Source organism: Glycomyces sp. NPDC050141 (assembly GCF_055586545.1).
This window is the reverse complement of the sequence record NZ_JBVJHZ010000017.1, coordinates 38,680-55,558: the sequence shown is the minus strand read 5'-3', so window position 1 is coordinate 55,558 and position 16,879 is coordinate 38,680. Positions and strand designations below refer to the sequence as shown.

The following is a 16,879-nucleotide window of genomic DNA, read 5'->3' as shown; positions in this document are numbered from 1 at the left end:
CACCGCCCCGCCGCGCGTCGTTGCGCGGCGGGGCGGGCGGCCCGAGACGGTCGGTTATGCGAGGTCCCCGAAGAACTGGACCTCGCCGAGGTTCCCGTGCCAGCGGTTCGGGTTGTAGATCTTGAAGTAGCGGTAGGACGTGTCGTCGGTGACGGGCTTGCCCTGCCACACGCCCGCCGCGGTGCGGGTCAGCGGCTCGGTGAGGTTCGTCCACGTCGTGCCGTCGTTCGAGCCCTGGACGATCGTGCCGTCAGAGCGCGAGGTGCAGCACAGGCGCGGCAGGAAGTACACCTCGTCGAGCCGCACGGACGCACCTTCGCCGAAGTCCACTGTGTAGTACGAGCCGACGCCGGTGTTGAGGTCCCCGGCGGTGTTCGCGTCGCCGTCGAAGAGCAGGTAGCCGACCTGGTCGGCGGGCAGCCCGTTGCCGGGCCACTGCTTGTCCGAGGCGAGGACGGTGGCGAGGTTCGCGACGTCGATCCACTGGTCCCGGTTGCCGCCGACGAACAGGCCCGCGCCTTCGGTGGGGCCGTAGAGGGTCGGCCCGGCCGTGCCGTCGGCGCCGGTGTAGTCGACGCTGAGGGTGACCGGTCCGGGCTCGACGCCGTCGAGGACGACGGGGGCGAGCCAGTTGACGCCGTCGTCCGAGGAGGCGGCCGCCTCGATGCCCATCACGTTGACCGTGACGGACTCGACCGGCTGGCGCGTGGTGACGGCGACGTCCACAGTGTCGCCGACAGCGACCTTCCCGGCCACCGCGTCCTCGGAGGTGAAGCTGGCCTTCGCGATCTGGTTGCCGATCTCGTGGCGCTCGCCGTAGATGTGGAACTCGGTCATCTCGAAGACGCCGCGGATGATCCCGTAGAGGACGTCCGGCAGCTGCTCGATCATCTGGACCTTGATGTACCGGAACTGGTCGTCCCGGAGTTCCGGCTCGACTTCGAGGGTGTTGAAGTCCTGCGTGAAGGCCGTGGTCCCCGGCGTCAGCCTGGTCCAGGTGACGCCGTCGTTCGAGCCGAACACCGCCGAGTTGGCGAGCCGGTCGGCGAAGATGTTGCTCTGGAAACCGAACTCGCGGGCCGAGACCCGGAAATCGGGGCCGAAGTCGAAGACGTGCGACATGTTGACGGCCTGCGGGTAGCCGGTGCCGGTCTGGTTGTCGCCGTCGATGAGGAGCGCGGTGCGTTCCTTCGCGGTGGAGGCGTGCAGTAGGTTCGCATAGTCGAGGCTGCCGTCCACTGCGGACTTCGGGTCGACGAGGCGCAGGCCGTCGAACGCGGTGACCATGCCCGCCAAGGCGGTCGCGTAGGCCGCGTCGGTGCCGTCCTCGCGTTCGGCTTCGGCCGCTTCGCGTGCGGCGGTGAAGGCCGCCTCGGTCGCGGACTCGTAGCCGTCCTCGGGTTCGAAGTCCTCCTCGGCCAGCGCCATCGCGCCGTCGCGGTCGGCGGCGGCGTCGAGGACGACGGTGCGCGCGGCGACGCTGGTGCCGTCGTCGGCGGCGACGGTGACCGTGCCCGAGTCCGCTCCGGTCCAGGTGAGTTTCCCTGTGGCCGAGTCGATCTCGGCGCCTTCGGGGAGTCCGGCGGCGCTGTAGGCGGTGCCTTCGGGTCCGGTTGCGGCGAGGTCGACCGTGAGGTCGGCGCCGTCCCAGCCGACGACCCGGTCGGGGGCGTCGTCGGGGAAGACCGGTCCGTCGAGTTCGGCCTGGGCGTTGGTGTTGATGTGGTCGATGTCGACCGCGGCGCCCTCGGTCTCGATGAACAGGATGTTGTCCATGCCCCTGGTGACGGTGACGTAACGCCATTCGCCGCCGGTGTCCGGGACGGTGACGGTGGTGTCGCGCTTGACGGTGTCGTTGTGGCTGACGCCGCCGAGGTGGATCACGGCCTCGCCTTCAGTGCGGACGAGGAAGCCCTGCTGCGGCCTGTTGTTGGCGCCGCTGAGGTAGGCGATCTTCGAGCCGTCCGCCATAGTGACGTAGCCGTCGCCCTCCTGGACGTCTCCGGCGAGGTGCGTGTAGCGCTGCTCGACTTCGAGGAGGTCGGGGTCGGCGTTCGGCTGCTGGGCCGTTTCACCGGCCGCTTCGGCGGGCGCGAACATCCAGGAGTCGCCGCCGCCGTCGTGGCCGTCCCAGCCGACGCCGGTGAACCGCTTGGCGTAGGCCTCGGCGAAGAACGGGGCGATCGCCTCGACGTCCTCGCCACGCGTGAACTTGTAGTGGTAGTAGATCTCCCAGAAGCTCGCGGTGGCGTACCGGCCGCGGTAGCCGTCGGCGATGTGGTCGTAGGTGTCGCGGATCGTGCCGTCCGGCGAGATCGCGTACCCGACGGGGGTCCACTCGGGGTCGCGGCCGGACATGAACTGCCAGAAGTAGTCGGCGGCCTTCAGGATCCGGTCGTCGAGGAACTCGTACGGCCCCACGGCGTCATCGGCGGTGGAGACCGTGCCGTCGACCGGGTCCACTTCGGTGCCCTGAGCGGTCATCATGCGGGACAGGACCGCGAAGTTCGTGATGTTGCCGCCGCCGTGGGCCTGGTCGCGGCCCATCTCGGTGAGCTGCACGTGCGGGTCGTCGATCGCTTCGCCGGTCTTGTCGTTCTTGTCGACCCAGCGGGCGAGGCGGGCGACGGAGCCGTTGAAGCCCTCGTCCTTCGCGGTCTCGTTGACGGTGAACCACTCGACCTTCTCGGCGTAGAGGTCCTTGTCGTCCATGAAGATCGATCCGGCCATGGAGCCCATGAGCGGGTAGTTGTGCTGGTTCATGAAGCGGTCCGGCGAGGACATGAACGTGGCGATCGCGGGCCTGATGAGGTTGTCGCTGAACGCCTGCGTGTCCGCGTCGGTCCACTTGAGGGCTTCATTGTCGCCGCAGCTGGTGTAGCGCAGGAGTTCGGCGGCGGAGGCCATGCGGAAGAGCGGGATGCCGTTGTGGATGTGGGAGTCGGTGTAGTACTCGAACTTGGCGGGGTCCATCTGCTCCCAGTTGCGGATGATGGCGAGCGCGTTCTTGCGGTAGACCTCCTTCCCGGTGAGCACGTGCATGACCGCCTGGGTGTAGGACTTCAGGCCGTCCGCTTCGAAGAGCCCCCTCGTGCCCTGGTTGAACGCGGTGGTGCGCGGCTTGGCGGGGTCGGCTCCGGCGTTCGAGGGTTTCACGTTCTCCCCGGCGGCGTTGGAGCGCTGCAGTTCCGCGAAGCCGGACGCCCAGGGCTCGGCACCGGCCGCGAGCTGGTCGCGCACGTTCTGCACGATGGGCTCGGTGAGTCCGATGCCGGGGTGGCTGAATCCGGTTTCGCTTGTGGTGGTGTTGAACTGGACCTCGCAAGTGCCGAGGTCCTGAGCCGTTGAGGCGGCGGGGGCGAGCTGGACGAGTCCTATGGAGAGCAGGAGTGCCGCCGTGAGCGCGGCGGCGCGCCTGGGACGGGCGGCTGTCGGTGGTCGCATGAGAGGTTCCTCCGTTGGAACGGTGTGGGAGCGGTCGGGGCCGGGTCAGGCCCAGGTCTTGGCCAGCCGCCGGTGTTCTTCGGCGGTGACGGGGAGGACGACGCCGTGGCAGGGGTCGTCGGGGAGCCGGTAGCCGGTGGAGGGTGTCCACTGGCCTCCGGCGAGGTCGGTGGTCTCGAAGGGCACGTAGCGGCGCTCGGCGGTGAACTCGTCGATCCAGAGGAACCACTTGTCCTCGGTGTTCGACTTGTAGACGAGCGGGCCTTCGCCCTGCTTGATCGCGCCGAGGCCGATGCCCTCGGCAAGAGGCGTCCATTCAGGAGCGGTCAGCGAGGCGGCGGTCTCGGAGAAGATCGACTTGCCCAGCGGTGCTTGGCCGCCGCGTTTGCGTTCGTCCTTGGTGAAGCGGTAGTAGACGCTGTCGTGCTCGATCACGGTGGTGTCGATCGTCTGGCGGCCCCGGTCGATCCAGGCGCGCGGCGCGGAGAACTCGCGGAAGTCGCGGGTGGTGGCGTACATGATCCGGTTGTAGGAATCGCCCGAGTGCTCGGCGTCGGCGTAGAGCGTGGAGGACCAGTGGACGAGGTAGGCGTCCTGCTCGGGGTCCCAGACTGATTCGGGCGCCCACGTGTTGCCCGCTTCGGGCGGCGCGACCTCCACGAGGCGGCCTTCGCCCCAGTCGACGAGGTCGCGCGACTCCCACACCATGATCGACCGGCTGCCCCAGCGCTGCACGTGGTCCCAATCGGGGTCGTCGAACACGCGCAGGTCGGTGGCGACCATGAAGAACCGGTCGCCCTCCGGGGCGCGGACGATGTGCGGGTCGCGGACCCCGCGCGCACCCAGCGTCGAGCGCAGCACCGGCTCGCCGCCGTTGAGGTCGTCGAAGTGCAGCGGGTCGTCGCCGTCGCTCAATGCGAAGTAGATCTGCTCGCCTTGGGGCCCTTCGCGTTTGAAGTGGACGTACAGGTACCCGGCGAATGCGTCGGCAGTGGTCATGGTGCTCCTTGATGTCGATGGTCGGGCGGCGCTAGCGCACGGCATGCGTTCTCAGGAAAACGATATCGTGGTAGTGATTCCTGCTCCAGACATGAATAGCATCGATCCAAGGATAACGATATCCCAATCTCACGATGCGAGCCGACCCCCCGGTACCCCAAGGCACGCACCGGATCTACGGAAGGAACCCCGCGATGAGCGGAACGAACGCAGAGGACGGCCGCGCCTGTCGGCGCGGCCGCCGTGCTGGAGCTCGCGGCCGGCATGGTGACGGCGTCCTCGCCCGCCCAGGCCCCCCGAGCGCATCACCGACCACGTGGTCGCGGTCAACGAGACCGTGGGCGACGTCGGCTCACCCCGGCATCGGCCTCTCCGCCGACGACGAACGACTCCAAGGACCGGCGGGACGCCGGTAGGTCTAGTAGAGCGGGTCCCCCGGCTCGACCGTGGCCGTCGGGTCGTCGGCGCCGAGCGGCTTGACGACCAGGTCCGCGAAACGCGGTGTGCTGAAGGAGGGTTCGGTGCCCGCGAGGAGGCCCGCCATGCCCGCCTCGTGCGTGGCGTCCACCGCCTCCAGGACCGGTTCGCCGTCGATCAGCGCGGTGATGCCGTTGCCCGAGAAGCGCATCGCCACGCGGCGCCAGCGGCCCGGGGACGCGGGGACCGCCGCCTCGGCGAGCGTGTGCTCCCCTCCGGCGCCCCGGCCGCGTCCGGCGGCGATCATGGCCTGCTGCTCGGCGTCGCCGACCGCCTCGTCGGGGTCCTCCTTGCCGTCGACCGAGACCAGTCGGCAGGTCCCGTCGGCGGCGAGTTCGAACAGGTAGCACTTGGGGATGAAGCCGTAGCCGGTGCCGACGTGGTTGACGCGGCCCATGAGCGCGGCGCGCTCCCCGGCTTCGAGGAGGACGCTGACCGCGACCTCGTAGTCGGTCCAGGCGGCGTCGCCGATGATCGTGTACGGCCGCCAGTCCGGGGCCCACGAGAGCGTCGCGGCGGGCACGACCTGCCGCAGGCACGTGCCGCCTTCTGGCGCGGGCACGAGTTCGAACGCCCCGGCGATGTCGGCGGTGAACCGCGGCAGGTGCCCGCGTGTTTCGGGATCGCCGTAGCCGCCGAACGTGTCGCGGTAGGGGAAGGGGAACGGCGCGCTGGCGGGGACCTCGGCGAAACCGCCCTTGCGCTGACCGGTGGTCGTCGACAGCGAGTACACCGAGTCGGGGGCGAGGTCGATCTCCACCGCGCCGTCCACGATGTCGATGAAGCCGAGGTGCTGGAACTGCTCGGCGGCGTCGCTGCGCCACACGGTCACCGGGCCCTGCGCGAGGCCGCCGGGGACGCGCACGCGCAGGCGCTGCCCCGCGCGGGCGTCCTTCGTCTCGGCGATGACGCTGAAATCGCCTGCGGGCGAGCGGAGGGCGACGACGCTGCCGCCGCCGTCCAGGAACGTGCAGGCATCGTCCACATAGGTCCATCCGAGCTCGGTGAACTGGCCGTAGTGCGCGTAGCCCCACAGCGCCTCCCGCACCCGGTAGTGCCCGCTCCACGGCTCGTGCGCCACGATCATCGCCGGGTCCACCGCGTACGGCTCGACCGGGTAGACCCCCGCGACGTCGTACCAGAGCACGGTCTTCGTGGCGCCGCTGCGCAGGTAGTTCTCGTTGAAGCACTCCACGATGCTGATCAGGCAGTCGAACCCGCTCAGGTACACGTGGTCCTCGGTGTTCCAGATCGGCTTGCCCGCCTCCTCGGCCCAGGCGCGGACCTCGTCGGGGGCGTGCACGTCGTTGCCGTACATGACGTGTGCGCCGATCACGTCGACCGCCTTGACCGCCTCGGGGTCGCGGCGCAGCTGCTCGACGAAGTCGAACTTGTCGTCGGGCCAGTTGTCGAACGCGTGCAGGAGGACCGATGCGAACCCGGCCTCGTCGAGGGCCGCCCGGAGGCGCTTGGCGAAGTCGAGGCTCACGCCCTTCTCGTTGCGGCAGCCGATCGCGTCGAGTTCGAACCCGTGCACCTCGCGCAGCAGCCGCGCCCACGAGACGTAGTAGTCGGCCATGTCCTGCGACCAGAACTCGCCGTCGCCGATCCATCCCGGCGCGCTCCACGCCACGGCGTCCAAGCTCAGCACCGGGTTGCGCCGCTTCGCCTCCCGCACCACCCACCACGTGTAGCCGCGGTGCGTGCCCAGGTCGTCCCGGGTGTGCATGTGGCTGGGCATGGACCCCTGCGTCGCGTTCCCGTCGCCGGGCACCTCCACGAGCATCGCGCTCACCGACGCCCCGAACTTCGGCGCGAACACCAGGTCCAGGATCTGACCGCGCTGCGGCTCGGGGTAGTCCTTGAACAGCACCGAGGTCGCCCCGCCGCCGTTGACCGCCCCGATCCCGTCGAACCGGCGGTCGCCGGGCCCTTCCCGGACTTCGATGACCTGGACCTGCTCGCTCACAATGATTCCTAACGTCAGTCGGCGATGTCGCCGTAGATCAGGCCGCGGCCGTTGGTGGCGATGTAGACCCGGCCGTACACGTCAGGGTCGCCGGTGACCGCCTTGCCGGTCCAACCCCATTGGTGCGCGTCGTCGTTGATCCGCGTCCAGGTCAGGCCCTCGTCCGTAGAGCGCCAGATGCCCCGCTGTCCGTCGGCTTTCGCGGAGGCGTAGATCGCGGGGTAGCCGAAGCGGTTGCGGGCCTTGCCGAAGCCGACCGCGTCGGCCTCCTCGAAACGCTGGACGCGACGCCAGGTCCTGCCGCGGTTGGTCGAGCGCCACATGCCGTACGCCTTGCCGGTCTCGCCACCGGTCAGCCAGAGGTGGCCGGGTCTGCCCGGGACGGCACGCAGGTCGACGGGGCCTGCGGCGGGAAGTCCCGACGCGCCCGTGCCGGTGAACGAGGAGCCGCCGTCGGCGCTCGCGTAGACGGCGCCGCTCGCGAAGGCGTACAGGCGGTTCGGGTCGACTCGGTCGGCGCGCACCAGCGCCCCGGCCGGGAGGCCCGCGACGGGCGTCCAGGTCTGGCCGAGGTCAGAGGAGCGTACGGGCGCAGTGGCGCCGTCGCCCGGGGACCAGACGATGACCGCGCCGTCGGCGCTCACGGCGACAGTGCCCGCGTTGCCGCCGCCCGCGACGCCGTCGAGGCGCTTCGTCGTCAGCCAGGTCGCGCCCCGGTCGAGCGAGACGCCCACATGCCCGTCCGTATCACCTTCGACATCGCCGGTGCCGACGATGACGTCAGGATTCGTTCCCGCGAAGTCGAGGGCACGGCCCGAGGTCCAGTTCGGATGGCGGATCATGGCGCCCGGCCGGTCCAGGTCGGTCTGGACGAACCCGGCGAGGTCGCCCATCGCCGAGACCAGGGTGCCGCCGAGCGCGGCGATGTCCTGCACCGCGGTCTCCTCGATGCCCTGGACGCGGACGCCGACCTCGAACTGCTCCACCGGCAGCGCGACCTGCTGCCCGGCCGCCTCGTCCCAGCCCACCAGCGGCCCTTGCGCGTCCCACGCGGTCAGCTGCTCGGTGCCCCAGATGGTGCCGCCGATCCACATGATCCGGTCGGAGTCGTGCGGGTCGATCGACACGGCGTCCATCATCCAGCCGTGTTTGATCGCGTACGCGGGGCCGTCGTCGGCCTTGCCCCAGGTGAGCCATTCGTTTCCGGTGGGGTTCAGGGTGAACCGGTCCGTGCGCCGCGGCGGCCAGGAGTAGTCCTTGTCCCACACGTAGTCCCAGGCGGTCTGCCAGGTCGCGCCGGAGTCGGTGGAGCGGAAGATGACCTCGTCGGGGTACCAGTGGTTCTCGGTCGCGGCCATGAGGGTGCCGGGGCGCTGGCGGTCGACGGTGAGCCCGCCGAAGCCGGGGATGGTCCCGACAGGGTCGTGGGTCGGGGTGACGTCGGTCCACTCGCCGGTGGCCAGCGACAGGCGCTGGATCGAGCCGCCCCTGCCGGAGGGCGGCGGGCCGTTGTAGGGGCCGGGATTCCAGCTGGTGACGATGAAGAGATGGCCGTTCTCGTGGTCGATCGCGGCCTGCTTCGGGATGGTGCGGTTGCCGTCGGCGGTCCCGAGCGCGGCGACCGCGCCGGGGACGGGCTGCCAGGTCGCGCCGCGGTCGGAGGAGACGTAGAGGGGGTCGTCCGGGTCGGCGACGCCGACGAAGATCCGGCCGGTCTGGTCGAACTCGATCCAGAGGACGCCCTGGTTGTCGCCGTTGTAGGCGTCGCCGGGCGTGATGACGAAGTTCCCGGGGTTGGGGAAGTCCTCCACCTCGGACCAGTTGCGGCCGTGGTCGACCGAGCGCCACAGGCCGTTCCCGTTCGGAGCGCCGAGGTAGACGACGGCGTTGTCGCTCGGGTCGACGGCGAGGCGCTCGCCCATGCCGCGCCCGGGCATGTTGCCGCCCTGCTTGAACGGGAGTTCCGCTGCGCCCCAAGTGTTGCCGTAGTCATCGGAGTAGAGCACCGCGCCGTCGGTCGGGTCCCAGTCGTTCGTGTAGGTCCCGCCCGCCGCGTAGACGCGGTTCGTCTCGACAGGATCGGTGGCGACGGAGACGACCCCGGTCCAGCCCCAGTGCTCCCAGCCGATCCAGTCGAGCAGCGGCGTCCAGGTCTGGCTCTGCTCCTGCCAGCGGTAGAGGCCGCCGATGTCGGTGCGGGCGTAGATGAGGCCGGGTTCGGTCTCGTTGAAGACGATGCCCGGGACCCAGCCGCCGCCGTTCACGACCGCGTTGCGCCAGGTGTACCCGTCCTCTTGGCGGCCGGGATTCGCGGCGGCGGAGGCCGGGACGGCAGCTGCGGCCGCCGCCGCGGCCGCGAGGGAGGCGGCGAGTGTGCGTCGTCGCACGAGTGCTCCTAGGGGAGAAGGAAAGTGAGGGTGACCTGGGGAAGCAGTCGAGCCATTTGTTTGGAGGCTCAACGTAACAGGCGGCCCGGCCCCGCCGCAAGAGGAAGCGGTGATTTTGTTTAGCGCATTGACAATAGCGTTTATATCGACGATCATCATTTTAATGGGCTCCTTGGGAGCGCTTCCCACATTGCCGTCCGAAGGGATCGGGCATATGCAGATCAGCAGCAGCCATCGAAAACGCCTGGGGTTCACCGCGATCGGCGCGACCGCCGTCATCGCGGCGGCACTCGGCCTCACCACCGCGAACCAGGCCTCCGCGCAGCAAGGCTGCGACGTCGACTACCGCGTCGTCAGCTCCTGGGGCTCGGGATTCCAAGCCAGCGTGAGCATCACCGCCGCCGCGGCGGTCGACGGGTGGGACCTCGCCTGGGAGTTCCCGGGCGACACCACCGTCACCAGCGCCTGGAACGTCGACTGGAGCCAGACCGGCGGCGCCTTCTCCGGCACCGACGTCGGCTGGAACGGCGCCATCGCCGCCGGGCAGACCCGCGAGGTCTTCGGCTTCATCGGCTCAGGCTCCACCGAGGCCCCTACTGAATTCACCCTCAACGGCGTCCCCTGCGGCGGCCAGGGCGAGCCGACCGAGACGCCCACCGACCCCGACCCGACCACCACCCCGCCGGACGGTCCGGCACCGCAGCTCAGCGTCTCCGGCAACCAGATCGTCACCGAGGACGGCGAGCCGTACCGGCTGCTGGGAGTGGACCGGTCCTCCGCTGAGTTCGCGTGCGTGCAGGGCAAGGGCCTGTTCGACTCCGGCCCCGTCGACCAGGCGTCCGTCGACGCCATGAAGTCCTGGAACATCCACGCCGTGCGCCTCCCGCTCAACGAGGAGTGCTGGCTCGGCCTCAACGGCTCACCCAGCGGCGCCGCCTACCAGGAAGGCATCAAGGACTACGTCGATCTCCTGGTCGCCAACGGCCTCAACGTCATCCTCGACCTGCACTGGACCTGGGGCGCCTACACCACAGGACCGGACTGGCACTGCACCGATCTGCACGCCACCTGCCAGAAGCCGATGCCCGACGCGCAGTACGCCCCGCAGTTCTGGGCCGGCGTCGCCGACACCTTCAAAGGCAACGACGCCGTCGTCTTCGACCTGTTCAACGAGCCGTACCCGGATATGGCCAGCGACTGGGACAAGACGTTGGGCTGGCAGTGCCTGCGCGACGGCGGCACCTGCGCCGGCATCGGGTACGAGGTGGCCGGTATGCAGGACCTCGTCGACGCGGTCCGCGGCACCGGTGCCACGAACATACTCATGGTCAGCGGGCTCGAGTGGACCAACGACATGCGGGAATGGCTGGCCTACATGCCGAACGACCCGCTGGACAACATCGCCGCTTCCTGGCATTCGTACAGCTTCAACCGGTGCGTGACCGAGTCCTGCTGGGACGCTGAGATCGCCCCGCTGATGCAGGAGGTGCCGGTCGTCCTCGGCGAGTTCGGCCAGGACGACTGCGGGTTCGGCTACATGCAAGGGCTCGTGGACTGGGCCGACGCGAATGGCATGGGCTACCTGGCGTGGACCTGGAACCCGTGGGGCTGCACCAGCGGCGCGGTCCTCATCAAGGACTGGTCCGGCACTCCGGAGCCCGGTGTCGGCGAAGGCTACCGGAGCCACCTGCTCACCCAGAGCCCCTACCTGTGACCCGACAAGACACTTAAGTGCTGGGCGACCGGTCAGCTATGAGGTGCTGACCGGTCGCCCGCGCCCGGCGACTCGAGCAGGTTGCGCAGCACCACCATCGCCGCCCCGACGGCCGCGGCGCAGGAGACGTCCGCGGCGAGCTCCACCCGCACCTCGTGCACATGCCGCATGAACACGGCCCGGTCCACTTCGTCCTGCAGCGCTTGGCGGTAGACCGGGCCGATCTCCGCGAACGCGTTGCCCGCCAGCACGACCCGGCCGACGTCGAGCAGGTTCACCATGCTCACCACCGCGACCGCCAGCGCCCGCGTGGAAGCCCCGATGAGCGCGCCCGCGTCGGGGTCGCCCGCCGCGGCCGCTGCGGCGACGCTCCTGAAGTCGGCGAGCGGATCGCCGTCGAGACCGAGGCGCGCGGCCAGCGCCGGGTCGCGGCGGGCCCGGTCGGTGACCGCGACGGGCCCGGCGACGCCGTCCACGCAGCCGCGGTTCCCGCACGAGCACCGGGGGCCTTCGGAGTCCACGGAGATGTGGCCCAGCTCCAGCCCGTTCGAGGTCGCCCCGCGGTAGGGGCGGCCGTCGATGATGAGGCCCGCGCCGATGCCGCCGGACATGAAGACGACCGCGAAGTTCGGCTGCGGGTCCCCCGGCGTCTGCGCCCCGATTCCTGCCGCGGTGGCGTCGTTCTCGATGGCGACGGGCAGGCCGGTCGCCTCGGCGAGCACCGCCGCGAGCGGGTAGCCCTGCCAGGCCGGGGTCGGCTGCGGGGTGAGCAGGACGCCCGCGTCGCGGTCCTGGGGTCCGTAGGTGGCGATGCCGATGCCGAGCACGTCGGCTCGGGCGAGGCCCGCCGAATCGAGGAGGTCGCGCACGTGGGCCGCGAGTTCGGGGACGACGGCGTCCGGATCGCGGCCGCCGGGCGCGGGCAGTTCGCGCCGCGCGACGATGCCGCCTGCCAGGTCGACGACCACGGCGGCGGCCGAGTACGCGTCGAACTGGACGCCGACCATGTGGCAGGCCTTGGGCTGGAGTTCGAGGAGCCGGCGGGGGGTGCCGCGTTGAGACTGCGCCGTCCCCACTTCGTGGACGAAGCCCAGTTCGATGAGTTTGCGCACGGCGTTGGTGATGGTGGCGCGGGTGAGTCCGGTGGCTTCGGCCAGTTCGACGCGGCTGACGGTGGTGCGCTCGCGGAGGAGGTCGAGGACCAGGGCGACCGTGGGCAGTCGCGTGTCCGAGCCGAATGCTCTCAATGCGGCCTCCTGGTCCCTTGGGCGGCAGCCGGTCCGCACCACCCTACTGGAGGCGGGGGCGGGTCACCTCAGGTCGGCGGCGTCGAGCAGGCGGTCCAGGTCTTCGGCGGAGACGACCGGGCGTTCACAGGCGGATGGCGTGTACGGCGGTGTCGTAGAGGTCGAACAGGTCGACTTGTCCGCGCAGGCGGGCCCATTCCTCGATCGCGGTCTGCAGGCAGACGATCGCGGCGGCCGCGATGGTGCGGGCCTGCAGGGTGCGGTGGTCGGTGTCGGGGAGCCGTGGCTCGATCAGCGGTGCGAACAGGTCCTGCCAGCGTGCCTGCTTCTCGGCGTGCCTGGCGCGGAGGGCGTCGTTGCCGAACAGCAGCGTGAGGAACTCGAGGCGCTTCTCGGGGGTCGTGTCGATCTCCTCGATCACGTGGAACGCCGCGCGCAGCGCTGCCCAGGCGTCCTCGTCGGCCGGGCGCTCGGCGAGGCGCGCGGCGACGAGTTCGCCCTGTTCGGCCAGGCTGGAGAGCGCGAGGTCTTCCTTGCTGCGGAAGTAGTTGAACAGGGTCCGCCGCGAGACGCCTGCGGCGGCGGCGACCTCCTCGACCGTGGTGTCGTCGTAGCCCTTGGCGGCGAACAGGTCCATTGCGGTCTGGGCGAGCAGTGTGCGGACCACGGAGCGGGTCTGCTCACGGATCGGCGCGGGTTTCCTGGTCATGCACTCATGGTACATAAATTTATCAAGTGCATAGATTTGCACTCAGTGCACAATCGTGCCTATAGTGAATGCATGAACGCCATCGATTACCGCCGCCAGACCGTCATCGTCACCGGAGCGAGCTCCGGTCTCGGCGAGGAATTCGCACGTCAACTGGCCGCACGGGGTTCGAACCTCGTCCTGGTCGCCCGCCGGGCCGACCGGCTCGAACGCCTCGCCGAGGAACTCAACCGGGCCCACGGCGTCACCGTGACGACCGTCGCCCGCGACCTCGGCCGCCCCGACGCGGGCCGCACGCTCCGCGCCGAACTCGAGTCCCGCGGCATCCACGCCACCGGCCTCGTGAACAACGCAGGCTTCGGGACCCACGACCCGTTCGGCGAGGAGGACCCCGAGCGCCTGCAGAGCATGATCGCGCTCAACATCGCCGCGCTCGTCGACCTCAGCCGTGCCTACTTCGCGCCGCTGACCGCCGCGGGCAGCGGCATCCTGATCAACACCGCGAGCCTGCTCGGCTTCCAGCCGATGCCCTATATGTCCACCTACAGCGCGACCAAGGCCTTCGTCCTCAGCTTCACCGAAGGGCTGTGGGAAGAAGCCCGCGGCACCAGCCTGCGGGTCCTCGCGATCAGCCCCGGCGCGATGGACTCCGAGTTCTTCGACGCCGCCGGGAGCCAGTCGGCCGACCTCGGGACCAAGCGCATCACCCCCGAAGCGGTGGTCCGGATCGCGCTCAAGACACTCGACCGCCGCTCCGGGCCGCCGTCCGTGATCACCAACGGCCGCCCGCTCGCCCTCATGTCCAAGTTCCTGCCGCGCCGCGCGATCGTCCGGCTCACGGGTGCAATGCAGCGCCGGGCCGTGAGCCGCGCCTGACACGACCACCGTGAGGAGCTCGCCGCCTAGCCGCCCACTCCGCGCCCGTCATGGCTCAAAGGTTGATCATGTGGCCCGTGAGTCCGTGGAACCCCTCCTGTAGCGCCTCGCTGAGGGTCGGGTGGGTGTGGACGTTGCGGGCGAGTTCGGCGGCGGTCAGGTCCCATTTCTGCGCGAGGGTGAGCTCGGGTAGGAGCTCGGCGACGTCGGCGCCGATCATGTGGGCGCCGAGAAGCTCCCCGTGCCGGGTGTCGGCGATCAGCTTGACGAAGCCTGAAGGTTCACCCAGGCCCTGCGCCTTGCCGTTGGCGGTGAAGGGGAACCTGACGACCTTGATGTCGTGTCCTTCGTCGACGGCCTGCTGCTCGGTGAGGCCGAACGAAGCGACCTGGGGCTGGCTGAACGTGGCTCGGGGCATCATCCGGTAGTCGCCGAGCGGCATGGTCTCGGCGCCGGCGATGGTCTCGGCGGCGACGACGCCCTGGGCTTCGGCGACGTGGGCGAGCTGCAGCTTCGCGGTGACGTCGCCGATCGCGTAGAGGTGGGGCACGTTCGTGCGCATGAACTCGTCGATCGCGATTGCGTCCCGGTCAGTCAGCGCGACGCCGGTGTTCTCCAGGCCGTAGCCCCTGACGCGGGGCGCGAAGCCGACTGAGATGAGCGCTTTGTCGGCGTGGAGCGTCGACTGCTCGCCTGCGGCGGAGGTGTAGGCGACGTCGACCGATGAGCCGTCGTCGACGACGGCGTCTACCTTCGTCGAGGTGAGGATGCTGATGCCGAGTTTCCTGTACTGCCGGGTGATCTCCTTGGACACCTCCGGGTCCTCGTTCGGCAGGGCCCGGTCGACGTATTCGACGATGGTCACGGTGACGCCGTAGTTGGCGAGCACGTAGGCGAACTCCATGCCGATGGCGCCTGCGCCGATGATCACGATCGATTCGGGCAGGTCGCGGTTGAGGATCTGCTCCTCGTAGGTGACGACGTTCTTGCTGGGTTCGACTCCGGGGAGGAAGCGCACGGTCGAGCCGGTGGCGATGATCGCGTCCTCGAAGGTGACCGTTTCGGTGGCGCCGCCGGCGAGGGCGACCTCGATGGTGCGCGTGTCGCGGAAGGAACCGTGCCCGTCGATCTCGGTGATGCCGTTCTTCTTCATGAGGAAATGCACGCCCTTGACCCGGCCGTCGGCGACGGTGCGGCTGCGGTCGAAGGCGGCCCCGTAGTCGAAGGTCACGTCGCCGGTCATGCCGAACTGCTCGGCCTGCCTGGTGAAGAGGTGCGCGATCTCGGCGTTGCGCAGCAGCGCCTTCGACGGGATGCAGCCGACGTTGAGGCACACACCGCCCCAGTACCGCTTCTCGATCACCGCGACGGACTTGCCGAGCTGCGCGGCGCGGATCGCCGCGACGTAGCCGCCGGGGCCCGCTCCGAGGACGACGACATCGTAGTGGCTGGTCATGAGGACTCCTTCAGAGTTGGACGGACGAATCGTGCCGCAGGTGCAGCAGCGCCCGCAGCTGTTCGGTGATGTCGGCGAGGACCTCGTCGTCGCCGCGGTGCAGATGGATGGTGGCCGTGGTGCTGATGTGGATGACCGCGCTGATCACCCGCGCCAGCGCGGCAGCGTCATCGGCGCGTCCGCGATCGGCGAGCAGGGCGGTGACGCCGCCTTCGAGACGGGCGGCGAGAGCGAGACCCTCGCGCCGGTACGGCTCGAGCGGGTCGCCGAAGACGAGTTCGCGCAGATACGTGCGGCCGTTCTCGACGTGCTCGCGCACGCAGACCACGACCGGGCGGATGAGTGCCAGCACCGCTTCGAGCGGTCCCTGCCCGGCGGCGGCCGCGGCGGTGAGACCGTCGTCGATCGCGGCCGCGAACTTCTGGTTCTGCACCATGATCAGCAGCTCCGCCTTGGTCGCGGCATACCGGAACAGCGTCCCGATCGCGATGTCCGCTTTGTCGGCGATCTGCTGCGTGGTGACTCCACTCACGCCGTGTTGCGAGAAGAGCTCCCGCGCCGCAGCCAGGATGCGCTCGTGTTTGCGCTGCTTAGCGCGTTCTCGGCGCCCGATAGGCGCTTGGCTTCCCTCCATGGTGCCTCCCTAGATTATTTTTCTGAGTGTGTTCATATCTGAGTCTACTCATGTATAGTCGATGTAGCGAGACGAGGAGAAGCAGATGTCGAAGCTAGACACAGCACAGGGCTATCGGGACGCGCCGACGCGAACGATCACGGCGGCAGGCGCCGCGTTCGCCTATCGAGAGCTCGGACCCCGCACCGGCGTGCCGCTGGTCGTCCTGACGCATCTGGGAGCGAACCTCGACAACTGGGATCCGCGCATCGTGGACGGACTCGCTCGGGACCGACGCGTGATCGCCGTGGACTACCGCGGTGTCGGCGACTCCACCGGGCAGGTGCGCGCCTCGATGGAGGAGATGGCCGCCGACATGGCCGCCGTCATCAGAGGGCTCGGCCACGACCGGGTCGACCTGTTCGGCCTGTCGATGGGGGGCATGGTCGCGCAGGCCGTCGCAACCCGAGCGCCGGGCCTGGTCGACCGGCTCATCCTGGTGGGCTCCGGGCCCGCGGGCGGCCCGGGCCTGGTGGACATGACCGGTGTGACCATCGGAACGACACTGCGTGCCCTGGTCACGCTCAACGACCCGAAAGCGCTGCTGTTCTTCACCCGCACACCGGTCGGCAGGGACGCCGCACGCCAGTACCTCGCTCGGTTGAAGGAGCGCAAGGCCGGACGCGACAAAGCGGTCACCCCGAAGGTGTTCCGCGCGCAACTCGCCGCGGTGCGCCGGTGGGGCCGGCAGGCTTCCGCCGACCTCTCGCGGTTCCCCGGCCAGGTGCTCGTCATACACGGCGACAGCGACCGCATGGTCCCGCCCGAGAACGCGGGCGCCCTCGCCAGTCAGCTGCCGAACGCGACAGTGCGGGTGTTCCCCGACTCGGGACACGGCGTCGCCTTCCAGAACCACCGCGCGTTCGTCGACGCCGCGCTCGACCACCTCCGCCGGTAGCGGCGGCCGCAACCAACACCATCACGAAGA

At 69.6% G+C, this 16,879-nt stretch carries 11 protein-coding genes; 3 read left to right on the top strand and 8 right to left on the bottom strand.

The window, feature by feature from the left end; all coding sequences use genetic code 11:
- Positions 1-54 precede the first annotated feature (54 nt).
- The 4 genes from ACZ60M_RS12535 to ACZ60M_RS12520 form a co-directional block, all read right to left on the bottom strand.
- Positions 55-3,444 (bottom strand): discoidin domain-containing protein, encoded by a 3,390-nt coding sequence (locus ACZ60M_RS12535; RefSeq protein WP_465417503.1) that lies wholly within the window; start codon positions 3,442-3,444, stop codon positions 55-57.
- A gap of 45 nt (positions 3,445-3,489) precedes the next feature.
- The gene (locus tag ACZ60M_RS12530) at positions 3,490-4,443 is read right to left on the bottom strand and encodes a glycoside hydrolase family 43 protein (RefSeq protein ID WP_465417501.1); all 954 of its coding nucleotides are present in this window, start codon (positions 4,441-4,443) and stop codon (positions 3,490-3,492) included.
- A gap of 418 nt (positions 4,444-4,861) precedes the next feature.
- Positions 4,862-6,889, bottom strand: coding sequence for a glycoside hydrolase family 30 protein (locus tag ACZ60M_RS12525; protein WP_465417499.1), 2,028 nt, complete (start codon positions 6,887-6,889; stop codon positions 4,862-4,864).
- A 14-nt stretch (positions 6,890-6,903) separates the two neighbouring features.
- Positions 6,904-9,276, bottom strand: coding sequence for a WD40/YVTN/BNR-like repeat-containing protein (locus ACZ60M_RS12520; protein WP_465417497.1), 2,373 nt, complete (start codon positions 9,274-9,276; stop codon positions 6,904-6,906).
- Positions 9,277-9,490: 214 nt separating this feature from the next.
- On the opposite strand from ACZ60M_RS12520, the gene ACZ60M_RS12515 reads away from it, so the two are divergent.
- Positions 9,491-10,990, top strand: a complete 1,500-nt coding sequence (locus ACZ60M_RS12515) for a cellulase family glycosylhydrolase (RefSeq protein WP_465417495.1) — start codon at positions 9,491-9,493, stop codon at positions 10,988-10,990.
- Between the two features lie 32 nt (positions 10,991-11,022).
- On the opposite strand, the gene ACZ60M_RS12510 is transcribed toward ACZ60M_RS12515, so the two are convergent.
- Positions 11,023-12,237 carry an ROK family transcriptional regulator gene (locus ACZ60M_RS12510; protein ID WP_465417493.1) on the bottom strand — a complete coding sequence of 405 codons (1,215 nt, stop codon included), beginning with the start codon at positions 12,235-12,237 and terminating at the stop codon, positions 11,023-11,025.
- A 124-nt stretch (positions 12,238-12,361) separates the two neighbouring features.
- The gene (locus ACZ60M_RS12505) at positions 12,362-12,946 is read right to left on the bottom strand and encodes a TetR/AcrR family transcriptional regulator (RefSeq protein WP_465417491.1); all 585 of its coding nucleotides are present in this window, start codon (positions 12,944-12,946) and stop codon (positions 12,362-12,364) included.
- Between the two features lie 72 nt (positions 12,947-13,018).
- Here ACZ60M_RS12505 and ACZ60M_RS12500 point away from each other — a divergent pair, with 72 nt between their 5' ends.
- On the top strand, positions 13,019-13,822 hold the full coding sequence (locus tag ACZ60M_RS12500; RefSeq protein ID WP_465417489.1) for an SDR family NAD(P)-dependent oxidoreductase: 804 nt from the start codon (positions 13,019-13,021) through the stop codon (positions 13,820-13,822).
- Between the two features lie 55 nt (positions 13,823-13,877).
- On the opposite strand, the gene lpdA is transcribed toward ACZ60M_RS12500, so the two are convergent.
- A complete protein-coding gene (gene lpdA / locus ACZ60M_RS12495) occupies positions 13,878-15,278 on the bottom strand; it encodes a dihydrolipoyl dehydrogenase (protein WP_465417487.1) in 1,401 nt (466 codons plus the stop codon).
- Positions 15,279-15,288: 10 nt separating this feature from the next.
- On the bottom strand, positions 15,289-15,912 hold the full coding sequence (locus ACZ60M_RS12490; RefSeq protein WP_465417485.1) for a TetR/AcrR family transcriptional regulator: 624 nt from the start codon (positions 15,910-15,912) through the stop codon (positions 15,289-15,291).
- An 85-nt stretch (positions 15,913-15,997) separates the two neighbouring features.
- Here ACZ60M_RS12490 and ACZ60M_RS12485 point away from each other — a divergent pair, with 85 nt between their 5' ends.
- On the top strand, positions 15,998-16,849 hold the full coding sequence (locus tag ACZ60M_RS12485) for an alpha/beta fold hydrolase (RefSeq protein ID WP_465417484.1): 852 nt from the start codon (positions 15,998-16,000) through the stop codon (positions 16,847-16,849).
- The last annotated feature ends 30 nt before the right edge of the window (positions 16,850-16,879 follow it).